Consider the following 25,071-nt stretch of genomic DNA (forward strand, 5'->3'; position numbering starts at 1 on the left):
GGAGGCACCCATGAAGCGCACGCTCTACGAGTCCGACCACTCCGACTTCCGGGAGGCGTTCCGCGCCTTCGTGGAGAAGGAGATCGTCCCGTACCAGGAGTCGTGGGACTCCGACGGCATCGTCCCGCGCGCGCTGTTCACCACCGCGGGCAAGTCGGGCTTCCTCGGCATCGACATCCCCGAGGAGCACGGCGGCGGGGGAGTGAAGGACTTCCGGTTCAATGCCGTCATCTCCGAGGAGCTGATGCGCGCCGGCGCCGCGGCGGCCGGGCTGGGCCTGACCCTGCACAACGACATCTGCCTGCCCTACTTCCTCGCGTACTGCAACGACGAGCAGGCCGCGCGCTGGCTGCCCGGCATCGCCTCCGGTGAGCTGATCACCGCGATCGCGATGACCGAGCCCGGCATCGGCTCGGACCTGGCGTCGATGTCGACCACGGCGATCCGCGACGGCGACCACTACGTCGTCAACGGCGCGAAGACGTTCATCACCAACGGGGTCAACGCCGACCTGGTGATCACCGCGGTGAAGACCGACCCGTCGCAGAAGCACAAGGGCATGAGCCTGCTCGTGCTCGAGCGCGGGATGGAGGGCTTCGAGCGGGGTCGCAACCTGGACAAGCTCGGCCAGCACGCCCAGGACACCGCCGAGCTCTCGTTCACCGACGTGAAGGTGCCGGTGGAGAACCTGCTGGGCACCGAGGAGGGCCAGGGCTTCACGCAGCTGGTCTCGAACCTGCCCCAGGAGCGCCTCTCGATCGCGGTCGCGGCCGTGGCGGCGGCGCGCACGGCGCTGAACCACACGCTGGACTACGTCAAGGAGCGCAAGGCGTTCGGCAAGCCGGTCGGCTCGTTCCAGAACTCCAAGTTCGTCCTGGCCGAGATCGACACCGAGATAGACATCGCCGAGCACTACACGGACGACTGCGTGCGCGCGCTCAACGCCGGCGAGCTGACCGCGGTGGACGCGTCGAAGGCGAAGTACTGGTGCACCGAGCTGCAGGGCAGGGTCGTCGACCGCTGCCTGCAGCTGCACGGCGGGTACGGCTACATGAACGAGTACCCGATCGCGAAGGCCTACGCCGACGCGCGCATCACCCGGATCTACGGTGGCACCACCGAGATCATGAAAGAGGTGATCGGCCGGGGCCTCGGGCTCTGACCGGTCTCCGCGATGGCGACGAACCACCTGCCGGTGTCCAGGACCCGGGCGCAGCGCTCCGAGGACAGCCGCGCCCGGATCCTCGACGCCGCCGTCGCCTGCCTGATCGACGGCGGCTACTCCGGCGCGACCACCCTGACCATCCAGGGTGCCGCCGGGGTGTCCCGCGGCCGCCTGCTGCACCACTTCCCGTCCCGGGACCGCCTGCTCGTCGCCGCGGCGCAGCACCTGGCCGTCAAACGGGTGGCCGACACCGAGGAGCGCATCACCCGGTTGCTCGACGGCGGCCCGGTCCCCGTGGGCGGCCCCTGGGAGCGCGCGGACCGGGTGATCGAGCTGCTCTGGGAGAGCTTCTCCGAACCGCACTTCTGGGCCTCGGTCGAGCTGTGGACCGCGGCGCGGGCGAACAGCGAGATCGCCGAGGCGCTGCGGCCCGAGGAGCGCCGCCTCGGTGCGGCGATCCGGGCCTCGATGGCCCGCATGTTCGGCGACGAGCTCGCCGCGCGGCCGCGTTTCAAGCAACTGCGGGACCTGCTGCTGACGTCCATGCGCGGCACCGCACTGACCTACACCTTCGACCCGCGCGACCCCGCGGGCGACGCGATGCTGGCGCAGTGGAAGGACCTCGCGCGGGTCCTTCTCGGTCACTGAACGGTCCGCGCGGCCGCCCCAGGTCACGAAACTGTGACGTACCCGACCGTTCAGTGCGCTCACCAGCAGCGATGTGTACTCCGTCCGGTCGCGTGCGTATCACCCTCTAGGCGGGACGACCGTCGGCATGATCCAGTTAGCCTGGCCTTAACAAAGGCATGCCGACCATGCGCCGACACGCCGGCGCTCGAGAGGATGACGATGGCGAACGCGACCACCCGGCCCGAGCACGAGGTCCTCGACGTGATCGGCGTCGGGTTCGGACCGTCGAACCTCGGCCTGGCCATCGCGCTGGAGGAGCTCAACGCCACCGCGCCGGCCGAGGAGAGGATCACAGCCCGGTTCGTCGAGCGCCAGGAGAAGTTCGGCTGGCACCGGGGGATGCTCCTCGAGGACGCGACGATGCAGGTCTCGTTCCTCAAGGACCTGGTCACCATCCGCAACCCGAACAGCGAGTTCACGTTCCTGTCCTACCTCAAGGAGCGCGAGCGCCTGGTCGACTTCATCAACTACGGCAGCAACTTCCCGACCCGCCTGGAGTTCCACGACTACCTCGAGTGGGCCGCGTCGCGGTTCACCGACCGGGTCGACTACGGCGCCGAGGTCGACGAGATCGTGCCGGTGCGGGGCGAGGGCACCGACGGCGGGCCCGTCGAGCAGGTCGAGGTCGTCTACCGCCGCGACGGCGAGACGGTCCGGCTGCGCGCCCGCAACGTCGTGCTGGCCACCGGCCTGAGCCCGGCGCTGCCGCGCGGGATCAGCGCGGGCGCCCGGATCTGGCACAACAAGGACCTCCTGCACCGCGCCCCGCACCTGGTCGGGACCGCGCCCAAGCGGATGGCCGTGATCGGCGCCGGACAGAGTGCGGCCGAGACGGTCGAGTACCTGCACCGGACGTTCCCCGGCGCCGAGGTCTACGCCGTGTTCGCCCGCTACGGCTACAGCCCGGCCGACGACAGCTCGTTCGCCAACCGGATCTTCGACCCGGGCGCGGTGGACGACTTCTACACCGCACCGGACGGTGTCAAAGAGATGATCATGGGCTACCACGGGAACACGAACTACTCGGTCGTCGACCCGGAGCTGATCGACGGTCTCTACCGGACGCACTACCACGAGCGGGTGGCCGGCAACGAGCGTCTGAAGTTCTGCAACGTCTCCCGGGTGGCCGACGTCGTCGAGGTCGACGACCGGGTCGAGCTGGCCGTGGAGTCGCTGATCGACGGCGAACGTGAGGTGATCACCGCCGACGTCGTCGTCTACGCGACCGGGTACCGGGCGGGGGACCCGCTCTGGCTGCTCGGCGGGGGACTGCCCGAGGCCTGCGGGCGCGACGTGGCCGGGCGCCTGGACGTCCGCCGCGACTACCGGGTGGGCACCGAGGCGCTGGCCGACGGCACCCAGGTCACCGCAGGCATCTACCTGCAGGGGCCCACCGAGCACACCCACGGCATCTCCTCGACGCTGCTGTCCAACGTGGCCGTGCGCTCCGGCGAGATCGCCGGGTCGATCGTCACCGGCGGTGCGTCGGCCTCGGGCCGCCCGGCCGGTGCGCCGGCCGAGGGCGTCGCCGCCGAGCTGCCGGGCGTGGCGCGCACCGCCGGCTGAGGCCCCGCGCACCGACCCGACCCACCATCACCGAACGACACCCCGGGAGGACCCGTGTCCACGAACCCCTTCGACGACGACAACGGCACGTTCCACGCACTGGTCAACGACGAGGGCCAGTACTCGCTGTGGCCGACGTTCGCCGACGTGCCGGCCGGCTGGACGGTCGCGCACGGCCCGGCGGACAAGGCGTCCTGCCTGGAGTTCGTCGAGCAGAACTGGACCGACCTGCGGCCGCGCAGCCTGGTCGAGCGCACCGAGGCCGGCCACCGGGCCGGCTGAGCCACCCGCCGCCCCAGGCCCCCGATCCATTCCAGGAGCACTGTCGTGACCCGCACCCTGCCCACATCGTCGGATCCCGGTACGGACGTCGCCACGTGGCCCCGGCTGTTCGCCGAACAGGTCGCCGCGACACCGGACGCGATCGCGGTGTGCGTCGGCACACCGGCGCCCGCCGACCAGCCACGGGCCGACCAGCCAGCGGCTGATCAGCCCCCGGCCGAGCTGCCCTACGCCGAGCTGACCTACGCCGAGCTCGACGACCGGACCGCCCGGCTGGCCTCCGTGCTCGCCGCCCGGGGTGCCGGGCCGGAGCAGATGGTGGCACTGGCCGTGCCGCGCGGGATCGACCTGGTGGTGGCGCTCGTCGCGGTGCTGCGGACCGGCGCGGCCTACCTGCCGGTGGACCCGGACCAGCCGGCCGCGAGGACGGGCCTGGTCCTCGACGACGCCCGGCCCGCGGTGCTGGTCGGGACCACACGGACGGTGGACGCGCTGGGCGGACTCGTCGCCGGCACCGCCACCCTCCGCCTCGACGACCCGGACGACGCGGCCGGGATCGCCGCCGCCGACCCGCACCCGAGCCCGGAGATCGACGTCCGCAACGCGGCGTACGTGATCCACACCTCCGGGTCCACCGGCCGTCCGAAGGGCGTCGTGCTGACCCACACCGGGGTGGCCAAGCTCGTCGCCACCCAGACCGAGCGCCTCGGGGTGGGGCCGGACGCCCGGGTGCTGGCGTTCGCGGCGACCGGGTTCGACCTGGCGTTCTGGGAGCTGTGCATGGCGCTGCTCTCCGGCGGGCGGCTGGTGATGGTGCCGGCGGAGCTGCGGGCGCCGGGCCCGGAGCTCGCCGACTACATCAGCGCGCACGCGATCACGGTGATGGCGCTGCCGCCCGCGCTGCTGGCCGCGATGCCCGACGACGTGACGCTGCCGCCGGCGACGCTGCTCGCCGGCACCGAGCGGGTGTCACCGGAGCTGGTGGCGCGATGGGGTCACGGCCGCCGCATGCTCAACGCCTACGGGCCGACCGAGGCGACGGTGAACTCCACGCTCGGCGTGTGCGACCCGAACCGGCGTGGGCCGACGGTCCCGATCGGCGTGGCCGACCCGCAGACCGAGGCCCACGTGCTCGACGAGCGCCTGCGCCCGGTCCCGGCCGGCGAGGAGGGCGAGCTCTACCTGGGCGGGACCGGGCTGGCCCGCGGCTACCTGGGACGCCCGGACCTGACCGCGGAGCGGTTCGTCGCCGACCCGTTCGGCCCGCCCGGCGGGCGCCTCTACCGCACCGGCGACGTCGTGCGTTGCGACGAGGGCGGGTCGCTGGAGTACCTCGGACGCACCGACGACCAGGTCAAGATCCGCGGGTTCCGGATCGAGCCCGGGGAGATCGAGTCCGTGCTGGCCGGGCACACCGACGTCGACCAGGTCACGGTGCAGGTACGGGAGCCGCGGCCGGGGGAACGCCGGCTGGTCGCCTACGTCGTGCCGCGCCCAGGAGCAGGAGCGGGCGCAGGAGCTGGCGCCGACGACCTCACCGGTGCGCTGCGCGAGCACCTGCGCGAGCGGCTGCCCGAGCACATGGTGCCCGCGGCGGTCGTGGCGCTGCACGCGCTGCCCGTGCTGGCCAACGGCAAGATCGACCGCGCCGCGCTGCCGGAGCCGGACCTGTCGTCCCTCGTGCGCGGGCGGCGGCCGGGCTCGCCGCGCGAGGAGCTGCTGTGCACGCTGTTCTCCGAGGTGCTCGACGTCCCCGGGATCGGCGTCGACGACGACTTCTTCGCCCTCGGCGGGGACTCGATCAGTTCGATCCAGCTCGCCCGGCGTGCCCGTGAGGCGGGCCTGCGGATCACCCCGCGCCAGCTGTTCGAGCACCCGACCGTGCAGGAGCTGGCCGGCGTCGCCACCGCCCGCAAGGCCGGCCGGGCGGGCGCGGCCCGACCGGACGGCGCGCCCGCGGCGGGCGAGGCGACCGCGGAGGAGACCACGGCCGCCGAGTCCGGCGACGGTCCCGTCGACACCGACGGCACCCCCGACCCGGTAGACCCCGTAGGCCCTGTCGAGCTCGACGACACCGCACGGGCGGCGCTGTCCGGTCTCGGCGAGATCGCCGCGGTCGGACCGGTGTCGCCGCTGCAGGAGGGCTTCTTCTTCCACGCCGCGCTGGGCGCCTCCGGTCAGGGCACGTCCGGGCCGGACGTCTACACCGTGCAGAAGGTCTTCGACGTCGGCACCGGCGACGGACGCCCGGTCGACGCCTCCGCGGTGCGCGCCGCGGTGCAGGCCGTGCTGGACCGCCACCCGCAGCTGCGCGCCGGTTTCGCCCAGCGCGCCGACGGGCGGATCGTCCAGGCGATCGCCGCCCGCGCCGAGCTGCCCTGGACCGAGCGGGACCTGGCCGGGCTGCCCCCGGAGCGGGCCGGGAAGGAGCGGGCCGCCGTGCTCGACGCCGAGCGCGTCCGGCGCTTCGACCTGGCGCAGCCGCCGCTGCTGCGCGCCGCGCTGATCCACACCGGCGCCGGGCGCGCGGAGCTGGCGCTGACGTTCCAGCACGCCGTGCTGGACGGCTGGTCGGTCGCGCTGGTGGTCCGCGAGATCCTTCAGCGCTACGCCGGCGCCGCGCCCACCGGGGACGCCCCCGCGCAGCGCCTGCGCGACTGGTTCACCCAGCTCGGCGTCGTCGACGCCGAGCGCCCGGCCGCGCTGCGGGCCTGGGCCGACGAGCTGGCCGGGATCGACGAGCCCACCCGGCTCCTACCCGCGCTGCCTCCGCCGTCCGACGCGGGCGACGCGGGCGACGCGCAGGAACCGCGCCGGGGCGAGGGCCTGCACGAGCAGCGGGAGCTGGAGCTCGACGAGCGCCGCACCGCCGCCCTCGCCGAGCAGGCCCGCGCGCACGGGCTCACGCTGTCCACGCTGCTGCACGGCGCGTGGGGGATGGTCGTCGGCGCGCTGACCGGGTCCGCCGACGTGCTCCTCGGCAGCACCGTGTCCGGCCGCGACGCGCCGGTCGCCGGCATCGACGAGGCGGTCGGCCTGTTCATCAACACCCTCCCGGTCCGGGTGCGGTGGCGGGTCGGCGAGCCGTTGTCGGCGACGCTGCGCCGGCTGCAGGCCGCACGCTCCGCGCTGCTCGACCACCAGCAGGTCGGGCTCGGCGAGCTGGCGCGCCTGACCGGCGGCGACGAGCCGTTCGACACCCTGGTGGTGGTGGAGAACTACCCCCGCGCGGCCGACACCGCCTTCGAGGGCGGGCTGGCGCTGCACGGCGAGGACGTGCGCGACGCCGTGCACTACCCCGTCGCGCTGCTCGCGGCCACCGGCCCGAGGCTGGGGCTGACGCTCAAGTACGACGCGGACCGGGTCTCCGCCGGGGCGGCCGAGCTGCTCCTGGGACTGCTCGACCGACACCTGGACACCTTCGCCCGGACCCCCGGCGCCACCGTCGGGTCGGTCCCGCTGCGGGACACGGCCGGGCCGGACCGGGGCGCCGAGCTGGACGTGCCGGAGGCGACGCTGCCCGGCCTGATCACCGCGCAGGCCGCGCGCACCCCGGACGCGACGGCGGTCGTCGCCGACGACGCCACACTCACCTACGCCGAGCTGGAGTCGCGGACCGCGGAGCTGGCCGCGCGGCTGCGTGCCCGCGGCGCCGGCCCGGGCCGGGTCGTCGGGGTGGCCGTGCCGCGCTCGGCAGAGCTGATGGTCGCGCTGGTCGGAGTGCTGCGCAGCGGCGCCGCCTACCTGCCGCTGGACCTGGACTACCCGCCGGAGCGGCTCGCGTTCATGGTCGCCGACGCCCGGGTGGACACGGTCCTCGTCGACCTCGCGGCGCCGGGCCCCGCCCTGCCGCAGGCCGACGGGATCGAGCTCGTCCCCACCGCGGCGCAGGGCCCGGCCCCGGCCTCCGAAGTGGGTACGGACGAGCCGGACCCGGACGACGCCGCCTACCTCATCTACACCTCCGGCTCGACCGGGCGCCCGAAGGGCGTGCTGGTCGGCCACCGGGCGATCGTGAACCGGCTGGCCTGGATGCAGGACACCTACCGGCTCGGTGCCGACGACCGGGTCCTGCAGAAGACCCCGGCGAGCTTCGACGTGTCGGTCTGGGAGTTCTTCTGGCCGCTCATCCACGGCGCGCGCGTGGTGCTGGCCCGCCCGGACGGGCACCGCGACCCGGAGTACCTGGCCGGGCTCATCGGGCGCGAGCGGATCACCACCATGCACTTCGTGCCCTCGATGCTGCAGGGCTTCCTCGCCGCCGACGCGGTGACCTCCGACGTGTCGTGGGCACGCGACCTGACCCGCGTGTTCTGCAGCGGCGAGGCGCTGCCCGCGACCGCGGCGGCGCGCTGGCGCGAGCTGACCGGGGTGGTGCTGCACAACCTCTACGGCCCGACCGAGGCCGCCGTGGACGTCACCCACCACCCGGTGCCGGAGATCCCGCGGGAGCCGGTCCCGATCGGCAGGCCGGTCGCGAACACCCGCGTGCAGGTGCTCGACCCGTGCCTGCGCCCGGTCCCGGACGGGGTTCCCGGGGAGCTGTACCTGGCCGGGGTCCAGCTCGCCCGCGGCTACCACGGACGCGCGGGGCTCACCGCGGACCGCTTCGTCGCCGACCCGCTGGGCGGGCCGGGGGAGCGGATGTACCGGACCGGCGACGTCGTGCGCCGGACCGCGGACGGGGTGCTGGAATACCTCGGCCGCAGCGACGACCAGATCAAGATCCGCGGCAACCGGGTCGAGCCGGGCGAGATCGACGCCGTGCTCGCGGGGCTGCCCGGCGTCGCGGGCTCGGCGGTCGTCGCGCGCCGCGAGGGCGCCGGGCACGTGCTCGTCGCCTACGTGGTCCCGGACGGGACCGGGGCGGGAACCGACCCGGAAGGGCTGCGTGCGGCGCTGGCCGAGCGGCTGCCCGCGCCGATGGTCCCGTCCGCGGTCGTGCTGCTGGACGCGCTGCCGCTGGGCCCCAGCGGCAAGCTCGACCGGTCCGCGCTGCCCGCCCCGGACCAGGCCCGCACGGGGCCCGCCCGGGAGCCGGCGAACGACGCCGAGCGTGCGCTGTGCGCGGCGTTCGCCGAGGTCCTCGGCCGCGACGACTGCGGGCCGGACGACGACTTCTTCGCCCTCGGCGGCGACAGCATCTCCTCGATCTCGGTGTCCACCCGGGCCCGTCGGGCCGGGCTTCGTGTCGGCCCGCAGGACGTGCTGACCGGCCGGACCCCGGCCGGGATCGCCGCCGTGGCCGGGGACCTCTCCGGCGCGGACGCGGTGACGGTCCCCGCGCCCGTGGTCGACCTTCCGGACGAGCAGATCGAGAGGCTCCGGCGGGAGTCCCCGGTGCCGGTGGCCGAGGTGTGGCCGCTGTCCCCGCTGCAGGACGGGCTGTACTTCCACGCCTCGATGGACGCCGGTGAGGACGTCTACACGATCCAGGAGACGATCGAGCTCTCCGAGGCGGTCGACATCGACCGGCTGCGCGCCGCCTGTGCGCAGGTGATCGAGGCCAACCCGGCCGTGCGGGCCGGGTTCCCGAGCGAGGGCCTGGACCGGCCGGTGCAGATCGTGGCCGGCCGGCTCGACCCGCCGGTCACCGAGGTCGACCTGGGCGACGTGCCCGCGGACGAGGTGCACGGCCGCATCGAGGAGGTCCTCGCCGCGGACCGTGCCACGCCGTTCGACATCGCCCGCCCGCCGCTGTTCCGGATCATGGTGGTCCGCGTCCCCGGCGGCGACCGGCTGGTGATCAACCGGCACCAGCTCCTCTGGGACGGCTGGTCCGGCTGGCTGGTGATCGAGCAGCTGCTCGCCGCCTACGCCGGGCGCGGGATCGGCCCGGTCGGCACCTACCGCGACTACCTGGGCTGGCTGGCGTGCCAGGACCGGGAGAGCGCGGCCAACGCCTGGCGGGACGCGCTGTCCGGCCTGGACGGGGCCACCCTGGTCGGCGACACGACGTCGGACGCGCCGGCCGTCGCCGCCACCTCCGAACGGCACGTCGAGCTTTCCGCGGCCGACGCCGCGCGGCTGCGCGAGTTCACCCGCGCGCACGGCGTCACGGCGAACGGCGTGCTCAGCGCCGTGTGGGGGATGACCCTCGGCGTGCTCACGGGGAGGACCGACGTCGTGTTCGGCACCGTCGTGGCCGGGCGCACGTCCGAGGTGCCCGAGGTGGAGTCCGCGGTCGGGCTGTTCATGAACACGGTGCCGGTCCGGATGCAGTTCCGGGCCGGCGAGCGGGTGCGTGACGCGCTCGCCCGGCTGCAGGACGAGCGCCTGCGCACGGTGGCCTACGAGTTCGTCGGGCTCGGCGAGATCCAGCGGGTCTCCGGGCACCGGCGGCTGTTCGACACGCTGTTCGTCTACCGGCTCGAGGGCGGTGACGAGCGGACCGACGCGCTGCGCGCCGAGCACGGCGTCGCGTCGCTGAACGTCGTCGACCGCACGCACTACCCGCTGAACATGATCGTGACCCCCGGCGAGCGGATCGAGCTGATGCTCTCGCACGCCCTGGACGACGCCGCGGCCGCCGCGGTCATGGACCGCTACCTCGCGCTGCTGGGCCAGGTCCTCGACGACGCGGACCGCCCGACCGCGGGCCTCGACCCGATGCCGGAGACCGAGCGCGCCGCGCTGGCCGCCGTCCGCGGCGGGGACGAGATCGAGATCGGCACCGAGACCGTCGCCGACATGCTCGCCGACCGGGCCGGCATGGTCCCCGACGAGCTCGCGCTGGTCTGCGGCGACGACCGCCTGACCTACGCTGAGCTCGACGCCGCGGTGAACCGCACCGCCCGCCTCCTGATCGGCCACGGGGCCGCGCCGGAGACGGTCGTCGCACTGGCCGTGCCGCGGTCGGTGGAGACCGTCGTCGCACTGTTCGCGGTGCTGCGCACCGGTGCGGCGTACCTGCCGCTGGAGCTCGACCACCCCGCGGAGCGGCTGCTCGGCACGCTCGCCGACGCGGCACCGGTGTGCCTGGTGACGGTGGCCGACATGGCGCCGTCGCTGGCCCCGTCCGGGGTCGGGGCGCTGGTGCTCGACGACCCGGCGACCGCGCGGGAGCGCGCGGCGCTCGACCCCGCCCCGCTGGGCGACGACGAGCTGGGCGCGTTCGCCCGCGACGCCCCGGACCGCCTCGACCGGCCCGCCTACCTGATCTACACCTCCGGCTCGACCGGGAAGCCGAAGGGCGTCGTGACCCCGTACCGGGGCCTGACGAACATGCAGCTCAACCACCGCCGGGAGATCTTCGACCCGGTCATCGCGGCGGCCGGGAACCGGCGGCTGCGGATCGCGCACACCGTCTCGTTCGCGTTCGACATGTCCTGGGAGGAGCTGCTCTGGCTCGTCGAGGGCCACGAGGTGCACGTCTGCGACGAGGAGCTGCGCCGCGACGCGGACGCCCTGGTCGCCTACTGCGCCGAGCACGCCGTCGACGTGGTCAACGTGACCCCGACCTACGCCACGGTGCTGTTCGAGACCGGTCTGCTGGACGGCCCGCACCCGCCGCCGCTGGTGCTGCTCGGAGGCGAGGCGGTCTCCGACGCGGTGTGGGCCGCGCTGCGCGAGACCCCCGGCGTGCTCGGCTACAACCTCTACGGGCCCACCGAGTACACGATCAACACCCTCGGCGCGGGCACCGACGACTCGGCCACCCCCACCGTCGGGCGCCCGATCACGAACACCGTCGCGCACGTGCTCGACGCGTGGCTGCGCCCGGTCCCGGACGGCGTGCCCGGCGAGCTCTACATCGCCGGTGCCGGCCTGGCCCGCGGCTACGCGGGCCGGTTCGGGCAGACCGCGGAACGCTTCGTCGCCGACCCGTGGACGGGCGCGGGCCGGATGTACCGCACCGGGGACCTCGTGTGCCGGCGCACCGACGGCAGCGGCGTGCTGGACTTCCTCGGCCGCACCGACGACCAGGTGAAGATCCGCGGGCACCGGGTCGAGCCGGGCGAGGTGACCGCGAAGCTCAACGAGCACCCGCGGGTGGCGCACTCCGCCGTCATCCCGGCGAAGGGCCCGGACGGTGGCGCGACCCGCCTGGTCGCCTACCTCGTGCCCGCCTCACCGCAGGACCCCGACGTGGTGGACACCGACGTGGTGGCCGCCGTCCGGGACGACCTGCGGGTCGCGCTGCCGGACTACCTGGTCCCGTCCGCGTTCGTCGTGGTGGACGCGCTGCCGCTGACCGCGAACGGCAAGCTCGACGTCCGCGCGCTGCCGGAGCCGGACGCCCAGGCCGGTGCGGCGCCGTCGCGGGCGCCGGAGGGCGACGTCGAGCGGGCGCTGTGCGAGATCTTCGCGCAGGTGCTCGGGCTCGACGAGGTCGGCGTCGACGACGACTTCTTCGACCTCGGCGGCGACTCGATCAGCTCGATCCAGGTGGCCCGGCGCTCCCGGAAGAAGGGCGTGCGGCTCACCCCGCGCCAGCTCTTCGACCACCCGAGCGTCGCCTCCCTGGCCCGCGTGCTCGCCGGACCGGACGAGGAGGACCAGGGCCCGGCGCGCCCGGTCCTGGAGCCGATGCCGCGCCCGGACCCGCTGCCGGTCTCACCGGCACAACAGCGGCTGTGGATCGTCGAGCGCCTCGAGGGCGAGGCGGGCCGCAGCGGGTCCTACAACTTCCCGCTCACGCTGCGCCTGCGCGGCGACCTCGACACGGACGCGCTACAGGCCGCGCTGGGCGACGTCGTCACCCGGCACGAGGCGCTGCGCACGGTGTTCCCCGACGTCGACGGAGCGCCGGTGCAGGTCGTGGCGCCGGCCGACGAGGTCGTCGTGCCGTTCGTGCGGCGCGCGGTCGCCGAGGGCGACGTCGCGGGCGCCGTCACCGATGCGGTACGCCGCCCGTTCGACCTGGGCACCGAGATCCCGCTGCGGGCCACCGTCCTGGACGTGACCGGCACGCCGGATCACGTCCTGGTGCTGCTGCTGCACCACATCACCACCGACGAGCGCTCCGACCGGCCGTTCCTGCGCGACCTGTCCACCGCCTACGCGGCCCGCGTCGCGGGGCGGGCGCCGGAGCTGCCCGCCCTGCCCGTGCAGTACGCGGACTACTCGGTGTGGCAACAGCGGCTGCTCGGCGACCCGGCGGACCCGGCGAGCCTCGCCGCGCGTCAGCTGGCCTACTGGACCGGCGCGCTCGCCGGCGTCCCGGAGCGGATCGACCTGCCCACCGACCGCGTGGAGCAGGCGAGCCCGACGATGGCGGCCGCCGAGGTCGAGATGGACATCGACCCGGAGCTGACCGAGGACCTGCGGCGGCTCGCCCGGGCGAACGGCGCCACCATGTTCATGCTCACCCGGGCCGCGGTCGCGGTGCTGCTGCACCGGCTCGGCGCCGGGACCGACATCCCGCTCGGCGCGCCGATCAGCGGGCGCACCGACGAGGCCCTCGACGACGTCGTCGGGTTCTTCGTCAACACGCTCGTGCTGCGCACCGACCTCTCCGGTGACCCCGGCTTCGCCGACCTGCTGGGCCGGGTCCGCGGCACCGACCTGTCCGCGTTCGCGAACGCCGACGTGCCCTTCGACGCGGTGGTGCGCGCCGTCAACCCGGAACGGACGCTGGACACGACGCCGCTGGTGCAGGCCGTCGTCGCCTACCGCGGCCGGACCGAGGCGGCCGGGGCGCCTGCGCTGCGAATGCCCGGCCTCGAGGTCACCGACGAGCCGGCCGACGTCGGGCGGGCCCGGTTCGAGCTGGTCTTCGAGTTCCAGGACGGGGCGCAGGGCGAGCCGCTCGTGTGCCGGCTGATGTACCGCACGGAGCTGTTCGACGCGGCCACCGTCGAGCGGCTCGGGCAGCGGCTGACGGCGGTGCTGCGCGCCGTCGTCGCCGATCCGGTGGCGCCGGTGCGCCGGATCGAGGTCGCCTCCGCGGCCGAGCGGGACCTGGTGACCGGCGCCCTCGACGCCGGTGGCGCGGCGCCGCGCCCGCGCACGCTGCCCGGGATGCTCGCCGAGCAGGTGGCCCGGCGCCCGGACGTCGTCGCCCTGTCCGACGCGGTCGGCGAGGTCACCTACGCCGAGCTCGACCGGCGCTCGGCGGCGCTGGCCGGCCTGCTCGCCGCGCGCGGGGTCGGGCCGGACTCGATCGTCGGCGTCGCGATGCCGCGCTCGGCCGCGATGGTGACCGCGCTGCTCGGCGTGGTGCGCGCCGGTGCGGCGTTCCTGCCGCTGGACATCGCGCTGCCGCAGGAACGGCTCCGCCACCAGCTGACCGACTCCGGGACGGCGCTCGTGCTGACCGGCGGCCCGGCGGCGACGCTGCCGGCCGTGGACGGCGTCGAGCACCTGTCGTGGGAGTCCGCCGTGTCCGGGGCCGGGAACGGGAGTGCTCCGGCCGACCCCACGGACCCGGCCCGGGCCGCCTACGTGATCTACACGTCCGGCTCGACCGGCCTGCCGAAGGGGACCGTGCTCACCCACGCCGGCCTGGCCGAGCTGGCGGTGCTCGCCGAGGGAACGCTCGGTGTTCACGAGGACAGCCGGGTGCTGCAGTTCTCCTCGCCCGGGTTCGACGTGATGGTGTTCGAGGTGGTCATGGCCGTCGGCCTCGGCGGCACCCTGGTCGTGGCCCCGGACAAGGTCCGGCGCCCGGACCGGGCGCTGACCGACTTCCTCACCGAGCACCGCGTGGACGTCGGGGCGCTGCCGCCGTCGCTGGTCACGGCGCTGCCCGAGGGCGCGGAGCTGCCGGAGGGGATGACCGTGCTGGCGGGCACCGAGCAGGTGCCCCCGGACCTGATCGAGCGGTGGTCGGAGCGGCTGAACCTGTTCGTGGCCTACGGGCTCACCGAGACCACGGTCAACTCCACGCTGTGGCGCGCCGGGCCCGGCACACCGTTCCGGTCGCCGATCGGTCAGCCGGACCCGGGGACCCGGATGTTCGTGCTCGACGACGCGCTCGTCCCGGTCCCGCCGGGTGTGCCCGGCGAGCTCTACATCGCCGGTGCCGGGCTGGCCCGCGGCTACCTCGGGCGGCACGCGCTGACCGCCGAGCGGTTCGTCGCCTGCCCGTTCGGGCCTGCGGGGGAGCGGATGTACCGCACCGGGGACCGGGTCCGGCTGCACCCGGGCGACGGCGGGGCCGGGTCATCGGGGAGGCCCGCCCTGGAGTTCCTCGGCCGCGCCGACGGGCAGGTGAAGATCCGCGGGTACCGGGTCGAGCCGGGCGAGATCGAGGCCGTGCTCTCCGGGCACCCGGGCGTCGCGCAGGCCGCGGTCGTGGTGCGCCGGCGCGGGCCGGTGACCCGCCTGATCGGGTACGTGGTGCCGGTCGCGGACTCCCGCGCCGACGGTGACGACCGGCTGCGCGCCCCCGACGACCTGGACGCCTACCTGCGCGAGCGGCTGCCCGAGCACATGGTGCCCGCGGCGCTGGTGGTGCTGGACCGGCCACTGCCGCGCACCCCGAACAACAAGATCGACCGGGCCGCGCTGCCCGAACCGGAGGAGCCGGGGACGTCCGGGCGCGGGCCGCAGACCGAGCCGGAGCGGGTGCTCGCCGCCGTCGTCGCCGACCTGCTGGGGCTGGCGGAGGTCGGAGTGGACGACGACTTCTTCGCCCTCGGCGGTGACTCGATCATCGCGATCCGGCTGGTGTCCGCGGCCCGCGCCGCCGGGTTCGTGATCACCCCGCGCACCGTGTTCACCAGGCGCACGGTCGCGGCGCTGGCCGCCGTCGCCGAGCCCGCGGTGGATGCGGTGACCCACGACCCGGGAACCGGCCCGGTGCCCGGCACCCCGATCCTGCAGTGGCTCGGCGAGCTCGGCGGCGGGACCGACGGCTTCAACCAGGCGGTCCTGGTCGACACCCCGGCCGGCCTGGACGAGGCGACGTTGCGGACCGCGCTCGCGGCCCTGGTCGACCGGCACGCGATGCTGCGCGCCCGCACCGCACCCGCCGGGTCCGGGGCGGTGCTCGAGATCCCGGAGGAGTCCGTCGACCCGGCCGGGATCGCGCTGACGCGCGTCCCGGCCACGGGACAGGACCTGCGCGGGCAGGTGGCGGCGCGGGCGATACCCGCGCGGGACCGGCTCGACCCGCGGGCCGGGGTGCTGCTCTCGGCGGTGCTGTTCGACCTCGGCGACGACGAGCCCGGCCGGCTGCTGCTGGTCGTGCACCACGTGGCCGTGGACTGGGTGACGTGGCGGATCCTGCTCGACGACCTGGCGGGTGCGGTCGCCGCCGTCCGGGCCGGGGCCGAGCCGGACCCGGCGCCGGTGCCGACGTCCTACCGGACGTGGGCGGAGCTGCTGGCCGCCGAGGCCGCGCGACCGCAGCGGGTGGCCGAGCTGCCGCGCTGGGAACAGGTGCTCGGCGGCGCGCGGGAGACGCTGCCGCTGCGGGTGCCGTTCGACCCGGAACGCGACGTGCACGGCACGAACCGGGTGCACTCGGTGGCGCTGCCGGTGGACGTCTCGGACGCGGTGCTGCACGCGGTGCCGCGCGCGTCCGGGGCGAGCGTGGACCAAGTGCTGCTCGCCGCGCTGGGCGTCGCCGTGACGGCCTGGGCCCGCCGCAGCCGCGGGTCCGAGGTTCCCGACGGGCAGGCGCAGGGCCCGGGTGTGCTGCCGGTGGCGGTCGAGGGACACGGCCGGGAGGAGGAGGCGGTCGGCTCGCGAGCGGACCTGTCCCGCACGGTCGGGTGGTTCACCTCGTTGCGTCCGGTGCCGGTGGACACCTCCGGGCTCGACGTCTCCGGGTTCGACGTTCCCGGGTTCGACGTTCCCGGGTTCGACGTCTCGGGGTCCGACCTCTCGGGACCCGACGCCGGGGACGCGGCGGCCGGTGGCACGGCCGCGGCGACCGTGCTGCAGCGGCTGCGCGAGTACCTGGCCGGCGAGCCGGACCACGGGCTGGGCTTCGGGCTGCTGCGCCACCTCAACCCGGACACGGCGCCCGCGCTGACCGGGCTGGCGCTACCCGAGATCGAGTTCAACTACCTGGGCCGGTTCGACCGCCGGGAGCGCCGGGACTGGGGCTTCGCCGACGAGTCCGACGCGCTCGACATCGCCGTCGAGCCGGGGATGCGCCAGCGCTTCCCGCTCGCGGTGATCGTCCGCACGGTGGACGGGCCGGACGGGCCGGTGCTGCACGCGGACTGGATCCGCCCGGCGGCGGTGCTCGACGACGAGCAGGTGGCCGACCTGGCCGCCACCTGGTCGAGGGTCCTGCGGGGCCTGACCCGCACCTGAGCGCCTCCCCGCGCCTCCACCCGTCGAACGAGCGGCGCCCCCGTCGGAAAGGTTCCGACGGGGGCGCCGCTCGTTCAGCGTGTGCGAAGGGGGATCACTGCGTGGGGGCGGGAATGCCCTCCAGCAGGGGGACCAGCTTGTCCAGCGCGTACGGGAAGCTGATCGGGCTGCCGTAGCTGATCGCGGCGGACGTCGGCTCCGTGGTGCTCAGGAACCGGACCCGTTTCTGCTGTGCGACCGGCAGCGCCGCGAACTCCGGCCGCGCCGAGATCTCCGCCTGCACCTGCGGGTTCCGGGCGAACACGAGCAGCTTGTCCACGTTGAGCAGGTCGACGCGCTCCGGGCTGACCGAGGCGTCGCTCTTGCCCGCGGCGAGCTGGGTGACCTCCGGCGGGGCCTGGAAGCCGAGCGCGCTCATCAGGTCGGCCTTGAGGTCGCCCTTGGAGAACACGCGGTAGTCCGGGGCCTGGAACTGCATGACCGCCGCGGTCTGCTGCGCCCACTCCGGGTGTGCCGACTTGACCTGGGCGATCCGGGCCTCGGTCTGGGTGACGAGTTCGTTGCCGCGCTGCTCCTGCCCGACCGCCTTCGTGATGTGCCGGGTCAGTACCTGCCAGGGCGCGGTGAACTGCTCGTAGTCCTTCGGCTGGGCCACCGTCGGGGCGATCTTCGAGACCTGGTCGTACTGGGCCTGGGTCATACCGGAGTATCCGGCGATGATCAGGTCCGGCTGCAGCGCCGCGATCTTCTCCAGGTTGTACTCGTCACGCTTGCCGACCTCCTCCGGCACGGTGGCGCCGTACCCGGCCTCCTGCCACGGCCACTTGTTGTTCGGCGGCGGCGTGAGGAACCAGTTGACGATCCCGATCGGGGCGACGCCCACGGCCAGCAGCGGGTCGGGGTCGGTGTAGCCCAGCGTGATCACCCGCTTCGGCGCCGCGGGGATCTCGGTGCTGCCGTAGGCGTGCTCGACGGTGACCGGGAACGCGCCGTCGGCCTGCCCGCCGGACGCGGGTGGCGCCTCGCCTCCGGAGGGGGACCCGCACGCGGCGAGCGCGACGGTCGCGGTGACTGCGGTGAGCAGCACGCGGAGGCGGTGGCCTGTGCGGCGCCGGGGTGGGTGTGGCGTCGGGTGCATGAGCTCCCTGTTCTCGATGATGGAGTTCTCGGCGGGTGGGTCGACCCCGCACCGCGTCGCCATCCATCGTGCGGAAGACGATGTTGTCGAGGTCAGGTTCGCCTACCCTCAATCAACCGTCAAGTAACGCCTACGTCACACGACGAAGCGGGCGAACGGGGGCGAACCGCTCAGCCGTCCCGGTCGCGGCGCACCCCGGACCACGCGCCCCACAGGTCGGCGTAGCGACCACCGGCCTGCACCAGGTCCTCGTGCCGGCCCTGCTCCGCGACCCGGCCGGCGTCGAGCACCACGACCAGGTCGGCGTCGCAGGCCTGGGTGAGCCGGTGCGCGACGACGAGACCGGTCCGGCCCCGCAGGGCGGCCGCCGCGGCCACCTCCAGCACGCGGGCGCCCGCGCTGCCCGCCTCCGCGGTCGCCTCGTCGAGGATCGCGACCGGCGGGTCGGCCAGCACGAGCCGGGCCAGGGCCAGCTGCTGGGACTGCACGACGGTGAGGGTGTGCCCGCCGTCGCCGACGACGGTGTCGAGCCCGTCGGACAGGGCGCTCGCCCAGCCCAGCGCCCCGACGGTGTCCAGCGCGTCGCGCAGCCGCTCATCGGTGGCGTCCGGGCGGGCCAGGCGCAGGTCGTCGGCGAGCGACCCGGCGAACACGTGCACCTCCTGGGTCACCAGGGCGACCGTGCGCCGCCGCCCGTCCGGGCTCTGCTCCGCCAGCGCGGCGCCGCCGATCGCCACCGACCCGCCGGACGGGTCGTGCATGCCGGCGACCAGCTTCGCCAGCGTCGACTTGCCCGCCCCGCTGGTGCCGACCAGGGCCACCCGGGTCCCCGCCGCGACGTCGAGGTCCACGCCGGACAGCGCCGGGTGGCCGTCGACGTAGGAGTAGGTGAGGTCGCCGGCGCGGACGCCGCCGCCGGCCGGGACGGCCGGATCGGCCGGGCGGTCCTCGTCCGGCAGGTCGGCCACCCCGACGATGCGGCGCAGGCCCGCGATCGCGGACTGGGCCGCGTCCAGCTGGAACAGCACGATGTTGATCGGGGTGAACAGGTTGATGAAGTACAGCGCCGCGGCGCTGGCCACCCCGATCGTCGCGGTGCCGCTGCGGACCAGCAGGAACCCGGCCACCAGCACGCCGACGAGCCCGACCAGCTCGCCCGCGTTGAGCCGTCCGAAGAAGCGGGTCTGCAGCCGCACCAGCCGCAGCCCGATGGTGACCAGGGCCTGGGCGCGTTCCCGGACCCGTCCGAGGTGCTCGTCGTGCAGCCGGAACGCGCGCACCGTGGCCACCCCGCCCGCGGTGTCGAGCAGCTGCTGCTGCTGCGCGCCGCCGGCGATCCGCTGCTCGGTGTAGAGCGGGCCGGACCAGTTCAGGAACCAGCGCGCGGTCGCCACCTGGATCGGGACCGCGAGCAGCGCACCGAGCAGGAACCGCCAGTCCAGCACGGCCAGGCCGACCAGTGTCAGCACGATGAGGAACGCCGCCCGGGCGAACTGCGGCAGTGCCTGGCGGACCGCGGTTCCGACGACCTTGACGTCGTCGGTGACCCGCGACGTCAGGTCGCCGGACCCGGCCCGTTCCAGGCGGGCCAGCGGCAGGACCAGCGCGCGCTCGACGAACCGCTCGCGCAGCCGCGCGAGCATCGTCTCGCCGACCCGGGCGATCAGCGCGACCCCGACGAACGCGAGCAGGCCCTGGCCCAGCGCGATCCCGGCCAGGCCGAGCACCGGGCCGAGCAGGACGCCGGTGCCCTCGTCGCGGGGTGCCGACCCCTGCGCGGCCACGGTGTCGACGATCCGGCCGAGCAGGGGAGCGGCCAGCAGGCTCACCGCCGAGCCGGCCACCAGCGCGGCGACCGCGAGCACCGCGACCCGCCGGCGCGGACGCACCAGCTCGCGGAGCACGGCCCGGACCCGGGCGCCGTCGGCGATCGGCAGGAGCCGGTCCGGCCCGGAGGACGCGCGGTCGCCGGCGGGTCCGGTGGTCGCCGGGGCGCTCATCCGGTCACCATCGCCCGGTAGTCGGGGTCGTCCATCAGGGACGCGTGCGTGCCGTCGGCGTGCACCCGCCCGGAGCTCAGCACGACCACCCGGTCGGTGACCCCGAGCAGCGCCGGGCTCGTGGTGAGCAGGACCGTGGTGCGGCCCCGGCGCATCGCGGCGATGCCGGCGGCGATCTCGGCCTCGGTGACCGCGTCGACGGCCGTCGTCGGGTCGTGCAGGACCAGCACCGGCGGGTCGGCGGCCAGCGCACGGGCGAGCGCGACACGCTGGCGCTGCCCGCCGGAGAGCGAGCTGCCCCGGGAGGCGACCTCGGTGTCCTGCCCGTCGGGCAGCGTGTCGGCGGCCTGGTCGGCCCGCGCGGCGCGCATCGCCGTATCGGTGTGGGTGCTCGCGGCCCGCCCGGCCAGCACGTTGTCGAGCAGCGTCCCGGTGAACAGGTGCGAGTCGTGCGCCGCCACCAGGACGCGGCCGCGGGCGACGTCCGGGGCCAGGTCGTGCAGGGCGGAACCGTCCACCGCGATCCGCCCGCCGTCCGGTTCGACCTCGCGGGCCAGGCAGGCGGCCAGCGCGGAGGCGTCCGCCGGGTCCGTCGCGACGACCCCGAGCATCTGGCCTGCGGTGATCTCGAGGCTCAGGCCGTCCAGGGTGCCGTGCCGCAGCTCGCGCAGCCCCAGCCCGCCGACCGGTCGTGCCCCGTCGCCGTCCGCCGCCCCGCTGGTCGACCCGTCCGCCGCCCTGCCCACCGGGCCGGCCGGTTCCGCCTGCTCGCGCCCCGGCCCGATCGCGGGGGCGGCGTCGAGCAGGTCGGCGATCCGGCCCGCGGAGGCCCGGGCCTGGGCCAGACGGGCGCCGGCCAGGCCGGTGGTCTGCAGCGGGCCGACCAGGAACTGGGCCAGCCCGACGGCGGCGACCAGCCCGCCCACGGTGATCGACCCGGACAGCGCCAGCCCGCCGCCGACGAACGCGATCACCGCCAGGAACAGGCCGTTGGCGAGCTCGACGGTCCCGAGGAACCCGGCCTCGGCGCGGGTGGCCCGCAGCGTCGCGCTCAGCGCGGTCCCGCTGGTCCGGGCGTACCGCTCGGCCGCGGCCCGTTCCGCGCCGATGCCCTTGAGCACCCGGATTCCGGACACCAGGTCGCCTGCGGTGCCGGCCGCGCGGGCGGCCCGCTCCTGCTCGGCGCCGCTGCGCCGCTCCAGCGGCCGGCCCACGAGCTGGACCAGCCAGAGCAGCGGCGGCGTCCCGAGCAGGATCAGCAGCCCGAGCGGGACCGAGATCCGCAGCAGCGAGACCGCGGCCACCGCGACGGCGGCGAGCGCGGCCAGCCCGGTCGGCACCCAGAAGTTGACCACCGCGACCCGCTTGGCGTCCGCCACCGCGACCGAGGTGATGCCGCCCGGCAGGCGTCCGGCCTCGGCGCCGCCGCGCTGGTCGAGCAGCCGGCGCGCCACCTCCAGGCGCAGTCGCGCGTCGGCGTGCAGGTCGGCGTGCAGGACCAGGCGGGCGCCGAAGCGGTAGCTGTAGGACAGCCACACGAAGTCGAGAGCGAGCACCAGCAGCCAGCCGATCAGCGCGGTGACGTCGCCGGTCGCGATCGCGGTGTCGATCACCACCCCGACCAGGACCGGGACCAGCGCCTCGCCGGCCTGGTGGCTGCAGAGCAGCACCGTGCCGCCGATCAGCCGGCCGCGGAAGGCGCGGACCGACGTGCGGAGCACCGACGTCCGGTTCACAGCGCCGGTGGGAGCATCCATGAACGCAGGCTAACCTCACCGGAGCGATCGATCATCTGCGGGCCGGACCCGAGATCGCCGGGTTCCGACCGGCCCGGTCACAGGCGCGGTGCGCCGGAGGGAGGAGCAGCAGTGATCTTCGTGGGCGACGGGGCTTTGCTCTGGCGGGCGGTCCGGCACGCCGTCGACGGCGGCCGGACGGTCGACATGGTCTGCACCGGAGGGCGCTCGGCCGCACCGGCCGCCGTCGCGGACCTCGACGTGCGGACCGTGGACGCGATCGGCCCGCTGGGTCCGGAGATCCACCGCGCCTGCTCGGACGGGATCGTGTGGTCGATCGACAACCGGTTCCTGTTCGGGCCGGAGGTGCTCGACGGCGACCTGACGGTCTACAACATCCACGGCGGGCCGCTGCCCGGGTACCGCGGGGTGCCGCTGGCCACCGTGGCGCACGCGATCCTGAACGACGAGCGCGAGTTCGGCGCGACCCTGCACCGGGTCGACCCGGGTATCGACACCGGGCCGGTGGTGGAGGTGCGGCGGTTCCCGATCGACCCCGAGGACGTCTTCGAGGACGTGATGGTGGAGCTGATGGAGGCCTGCCACGGGCTGTTCACCGACAACCTCGACGCCGCGGTCGAGGGCAGGCTGGTGGCGGAACCGCAGCCGGAGGGCCGGTCGGCCTACTACGGCTCGAAGGCGGTGGCCGCGGTCCCGGAGCACCGCGACAACCCGAACTACGAGCGGGCGACCGACCTCGGGATGTTCGAGGACTTCTACCCCGACGCGGCGGCCGCCTGGCGCTGAGCGGACGTCACCGCGCGCGGCAGGCGGCCACGCGTCAGCGGCTCGCGTGCGCGGTGACCTCGCGCCGCAGTGCGGGCACGTCGTCGGTGCCTGCGGTGTGCACGACGAGCGCGGCCCGTTTGTGCGCCAGCTCGATCTCGCCCAGCTCGTGGAACCCGGCCCGGCCGAACGCGGCCCGGGCGGCACCGTTGTCCGCGGCCGGCTCGGCCAGCACCCGGGTGCACCCCGGCGTCACCTCGTACATGCCGTGCGCGGTGTCGCGCAGGAGCTCGGTGCCCCGCCCGCCGCCGCGGGACCCCGGGTCGCCGAGCGCGATGTGCACGCCGACGTCGCCCTCGCGTGCCGGGTAGTGCCGGGCGATCGCGTGCCGGCTGCTCCAGTAGAGCTCCAGGTAGGCGAACGGGCGCCCGCCCCGCTCCACGATGCAGGGGTGCGCCGGACCGTGCTCGAGCTGGGCGGAGAGCTCCTCGCGCCAGTCGGCCCGCGACCACGCCTGGTCCCAGAAGCGCGCCACGTCCGGGTCGTTCATCCAGCGGTGCACCAGGTCGAGATCCGGGGCCACCGGGCGTGCCGTGCGGAACGTCCAGGATCCGGTGGACCGGGGCAGCGGGGGGCGGTGCCCGAACGGGGTCCCGTTCCGTACCACTGTCATGCCTCCTCACGTCGTCACAAAAGCGACAGATCCGTTAGTAAGGGTAGTCTAACCTGATCTTGCCGAGCGGGCCGGCGTGATCGTCAGCGCGTCTCGCCGGTGCCCGGGCCGCGCAACCCGGACCAGGCCGACCACAGCCGGGCGTACGGGCCGCCGGCCGCCACGAGGTCCTCGTGCGATCCCTGCTCGACGATCCGCCCGGCGTCCAGTACGACGACGACGTCCGCGCTCGATGCCTGGGTGAGCCGGTGCGCCACGACCAGGGCCGTCCGGCCGCGCAGTGCGGCATCGGCGGCGCTCTCCAGGACCCGGGCGCCGGAGCTGCCTGCCTCGGCCGTGGCCTCGTCCAGGATGACGACCGGGCGGTCGGCCAGAAAGAGCCGGGCCAGCGCGAGCTGCTGCGACGCCACCACCGTCAGCTCGTGCCCGCCGGCACCGACGACGGTGTCCAGCCCGTCCGGCAGCGCGGCGGTCCAGCCCAGTGCGCCGACCGCGTCGAGAGCCGCGCGCAGCTCGTCGTCGGTCGCCGCCGGCCGGGCCAGGCGCAGGTCCGCGGCCAGTGGACCGGCGAAGACGTGCACCTCCTGGGTCACCAGTGAGACGGTGCCCCGGGTCACCTCCGGGTCCTGGTCCTCGAGCCGGGCGCCGCCGATGTCGACCCACCCGGTGCTCGGGCGGTGCATGCCGGCCACCAGCTTGGCCAGGGTGGTCTTGCCGGCCCCGCTGGCCCCGACCAGCGCGACCCGCGACCCGGGCTCGACGTCGAGGTGGATGTCGCGCAGTACCGGGTGGTCCGCGACGTAGGCGTGGCCCAGGCCGCGGGCGCGCACCCGGGAGTCAGCCGGCCGGGCCGGATCGGCCGGGCGGTCCTCGTCCGGCAGGTCGGCCACCCCGACGATGCGGCGCAGGCCGGCGATCGCGGACTGGGCCGCATCCAGCTGGAAGAGCACGATGTTGATCGGGGTGAACAGGTTGATGAAGTACAGCGCCGCGGCGCTGGCCGTACCGATCGTGGCGCCGCCGCCGCGTACGAGCAGGAAGCCGGCCACCAGCACCCCGGCCACGCCGACGTACTCGGCGGCGTTGAGCCGTCCGAAGAACCGCGTCTGCAGGCGCACGACGCGCATGGCCAGCGCGACCACGTGCTCGGCGCGGGCGCGGACCCGCGCGGAGTGCTGCGCGCGCAGCCGGAAGGCCCGGACCGTGGCCAGGCCCGCGGTGGTATCGAGCAGCTGCTGCTGCTGGGCGCCGCCTGCGATGCGCTGCTCGGCGTAGATCGGGGCCGAGCGGGTCAGGAACCAGCGTGCGGTCCAGGCCTGGATCGGGACGGCCAGCAGCGCGCCGACGAGGAACCGCCAGTCCAGGGCGGCCAGCCCGACGAGGGTCAGCGCGATGAGCAGCGCGGCGCGGGCGAACTCCGGCAACGCCTCGCGCACCGCCTCGCCGACCACCGACACGTCGTCGGTGACCCGCGAGGTGAGGTCACCGGACCCGGCACGCTCGAGCCGTTCCAGCGGCAGGTGCAGCGCCCGGTCGACGAACCGCTCGCGCAGCCGGGCCAGCATCGTCTCGCCGACCCGGGCGACCAGCGCGACACCGAGGACGGCCAGCAGTCCCTGGCCGAGAGCGACCCCGACCAGACCGAGCACCGGGCCGGTCACGGCGTCCGCGCCGCGCCGCTGGGCCACGATGTCGACGATCCGGCCGAGCAGCGGCGCGGTCAGCAGGCTGACCGCGGCGCCGCCGACCAGCATGACGAGGGCGAGCACGGCCCGTGACCGCTGCGGCGCGACGAGCTCGCGCAGCACGGCGCGCATCCGGGC

At 75.0% G+C, this 25,071-nt stretch carries 11 protein-coding genes; 6 read left to right on the forward strand and 5 right to left on the reverse strand.

The features are described from left to right. Window positions 1–10: 10 nt before the first annotated feature. The 5 genes from I4I78_RS02385 to I4I78_RS33545 all read left to right on the forward strand — a co-directional run bounded on the left by I4I78_RS02385 (window position 11) and on the right by I4I78_RS33545 (window position 16,915). Entirely contained in the window at window positions 11–1,162 is a 1,152-nt protein-coding gene (locus tag I4I78_RS02385) for an acyl-CoA dehydrogenase family protein (protein WP_218609500.1), read from the forward strand. 12 nt (window positions 1,163–1,174) lie between these two features. Next, a complete protein-coding gene (locus I4I78_RS02390) occupies window positions 1,175–1,813 on the forward strand; it encodes a TetR/AcrR family transcriptional regulator (protein ID WP_218609501.1) in 639 nt (212 codons plus the stop codon). A 201-nt stretch (window positions 1,814–2,014) separates the two neighbouring features. Further along, window positions 2,015–3,421: a lysine N(6)-hydroxylase/L-ornithine N(5)-oxygenase family protein gene (locus I4I78_RS02395; RefSeq protein WP_218609502.1), complete on the forward strand. Its 1,407-nt coding sequence runs from the start codon at window positions 2,015–2,017 to the stop codon at window positions 3,419–3,421. 54 nt (window positions 3,422–3,475) lie between these two features. Then, window positions 3,476–3,703 carry an MbtH family protein gene (locus I4I78_RS02400; RefSeq protein ID WP_218609503.1) on the forward strand — a complete coding sequence of 76 codons (228 nt, stop codon included), beginning with the start codon at window positions 3,476–3,478 and terminating at the stop codon, window positions 3,701–3,703. A 45-nt stretch (window positions 3,704–3,748) separates the two neighbouring features. Continuing rightward, window positions 3,749–16,915: a non-ribosomal peptide synthetase gene (locus I4I78_RS33545; RefSeq protein ID WP_218609504.1), complete on the forward strand. Its 13,167-nt coding sequence runs from the start codon at window positions 3,749–3,751 to the stop codon at window positions 16,913–16,915. Between the two features lie 94 nt (window positions 16,916–17,009). Here the strand turns inward: I4I78_RS33545 and I4I78_RS02410 are convergent, their stop codons facing one another. From I4I78_RS02410 to I4I78_RS02420, 3 genes are all read right to left on the reverse strand, one after another. Then, window positions 17,010–18,002, reverse strand: a complete 993-nt coding sequence (locus I4I78_RS02410) for an iron-siderophore ABC transporter substrate-binding protein (RefSeq protein ID WP_218609505.1) — start codon at window positions 18,000–18,002, stop codon at window positions 17,010–17,012. A gap of 221 nt (window positions 18,003–18,223) precedes the next feature. After that, window positions 18,224–20,053 carry an ABC transporter ATP-binding protein gene (locus I4I78_RS02415; RefSeq protein ID WP_218609506.1) on the reverse strand — a complete coding sequence of 610 codons (1,830 nt, stop codon included), beginning with the start codon at window positions 20,051–20,053 and terminating at the stop codon, window positions 18,224–18,226. Then, entirely contained in the window at window positions 20,050–21,810 is a 1,761-nt protein-coding gene (locus I4I78_RS02420; protein WP_218609507.1) for an ABC transporter ATP-binding protein, read from the reverse strand. Before I4I78_RS02420 ends, I4I78_RS02415 begins: the two co-directional genes overlap by 4 nt. 111 nt (window positions 21,811–21,921) lie before the next feature. Here I4I78_RS02420 and I4I78_RS02425 point away from each other — a divergent pair, with 111 nt between their 5' ends. Then, entirely contained in the window at window positions 21,922–22,596 is a 675-nt protein-coding gene (locus I4I78_RS02425; RefSeq protein ID WP_218609508.1) for a formyltransferase family protein, read from the forward strand. Between the two features lie 34 nt (window positions 22,597–22,630). On the opposite strand, the gene I4I78_RS02430 is transcribed toward I4I78_RS02425, so the two are convergent. Both I4I78_RS02430 and I4I78_RS02435 read right to left on the reverse strand, forming a co-directional pair. Beyond that, window positions 22,631–23,248, reverse strand: coding sequence for a GNAT family N-acetyltransferase (locus I4I78_RS02430; RefSeq protein ID WP_218609509.1), 618 nt, complete (start codon window positions 23,246–23,248; stop codon window positions 22,631–22,633). An 83-nt stretch (window positions 23,249–23,331) separates the two neighbouring features. Further along, a complete protein-coding gene (locus I4I78_RS02435) occupies window positions 23,332–25,065 on the reverse strand; it encodes an ABC transporter ATP-binding protein (RefSeq protein ID WP_218609517.1) in 1,734 nt (577 codons plus the stop codon). Between the last annotated feature and the right edge of the window lie 6 nt (window positions 25,066–25,071).

Source organism: Pseudonocardia sp. KRD291 (assembly GCF_019263595.1).
Classification (GTDB): domain Bacteria; phylum Actinomycetota; class Actinomycetes; order Mycobacteriales; family Pseudonocardiaceae; genus Pseudonocardia.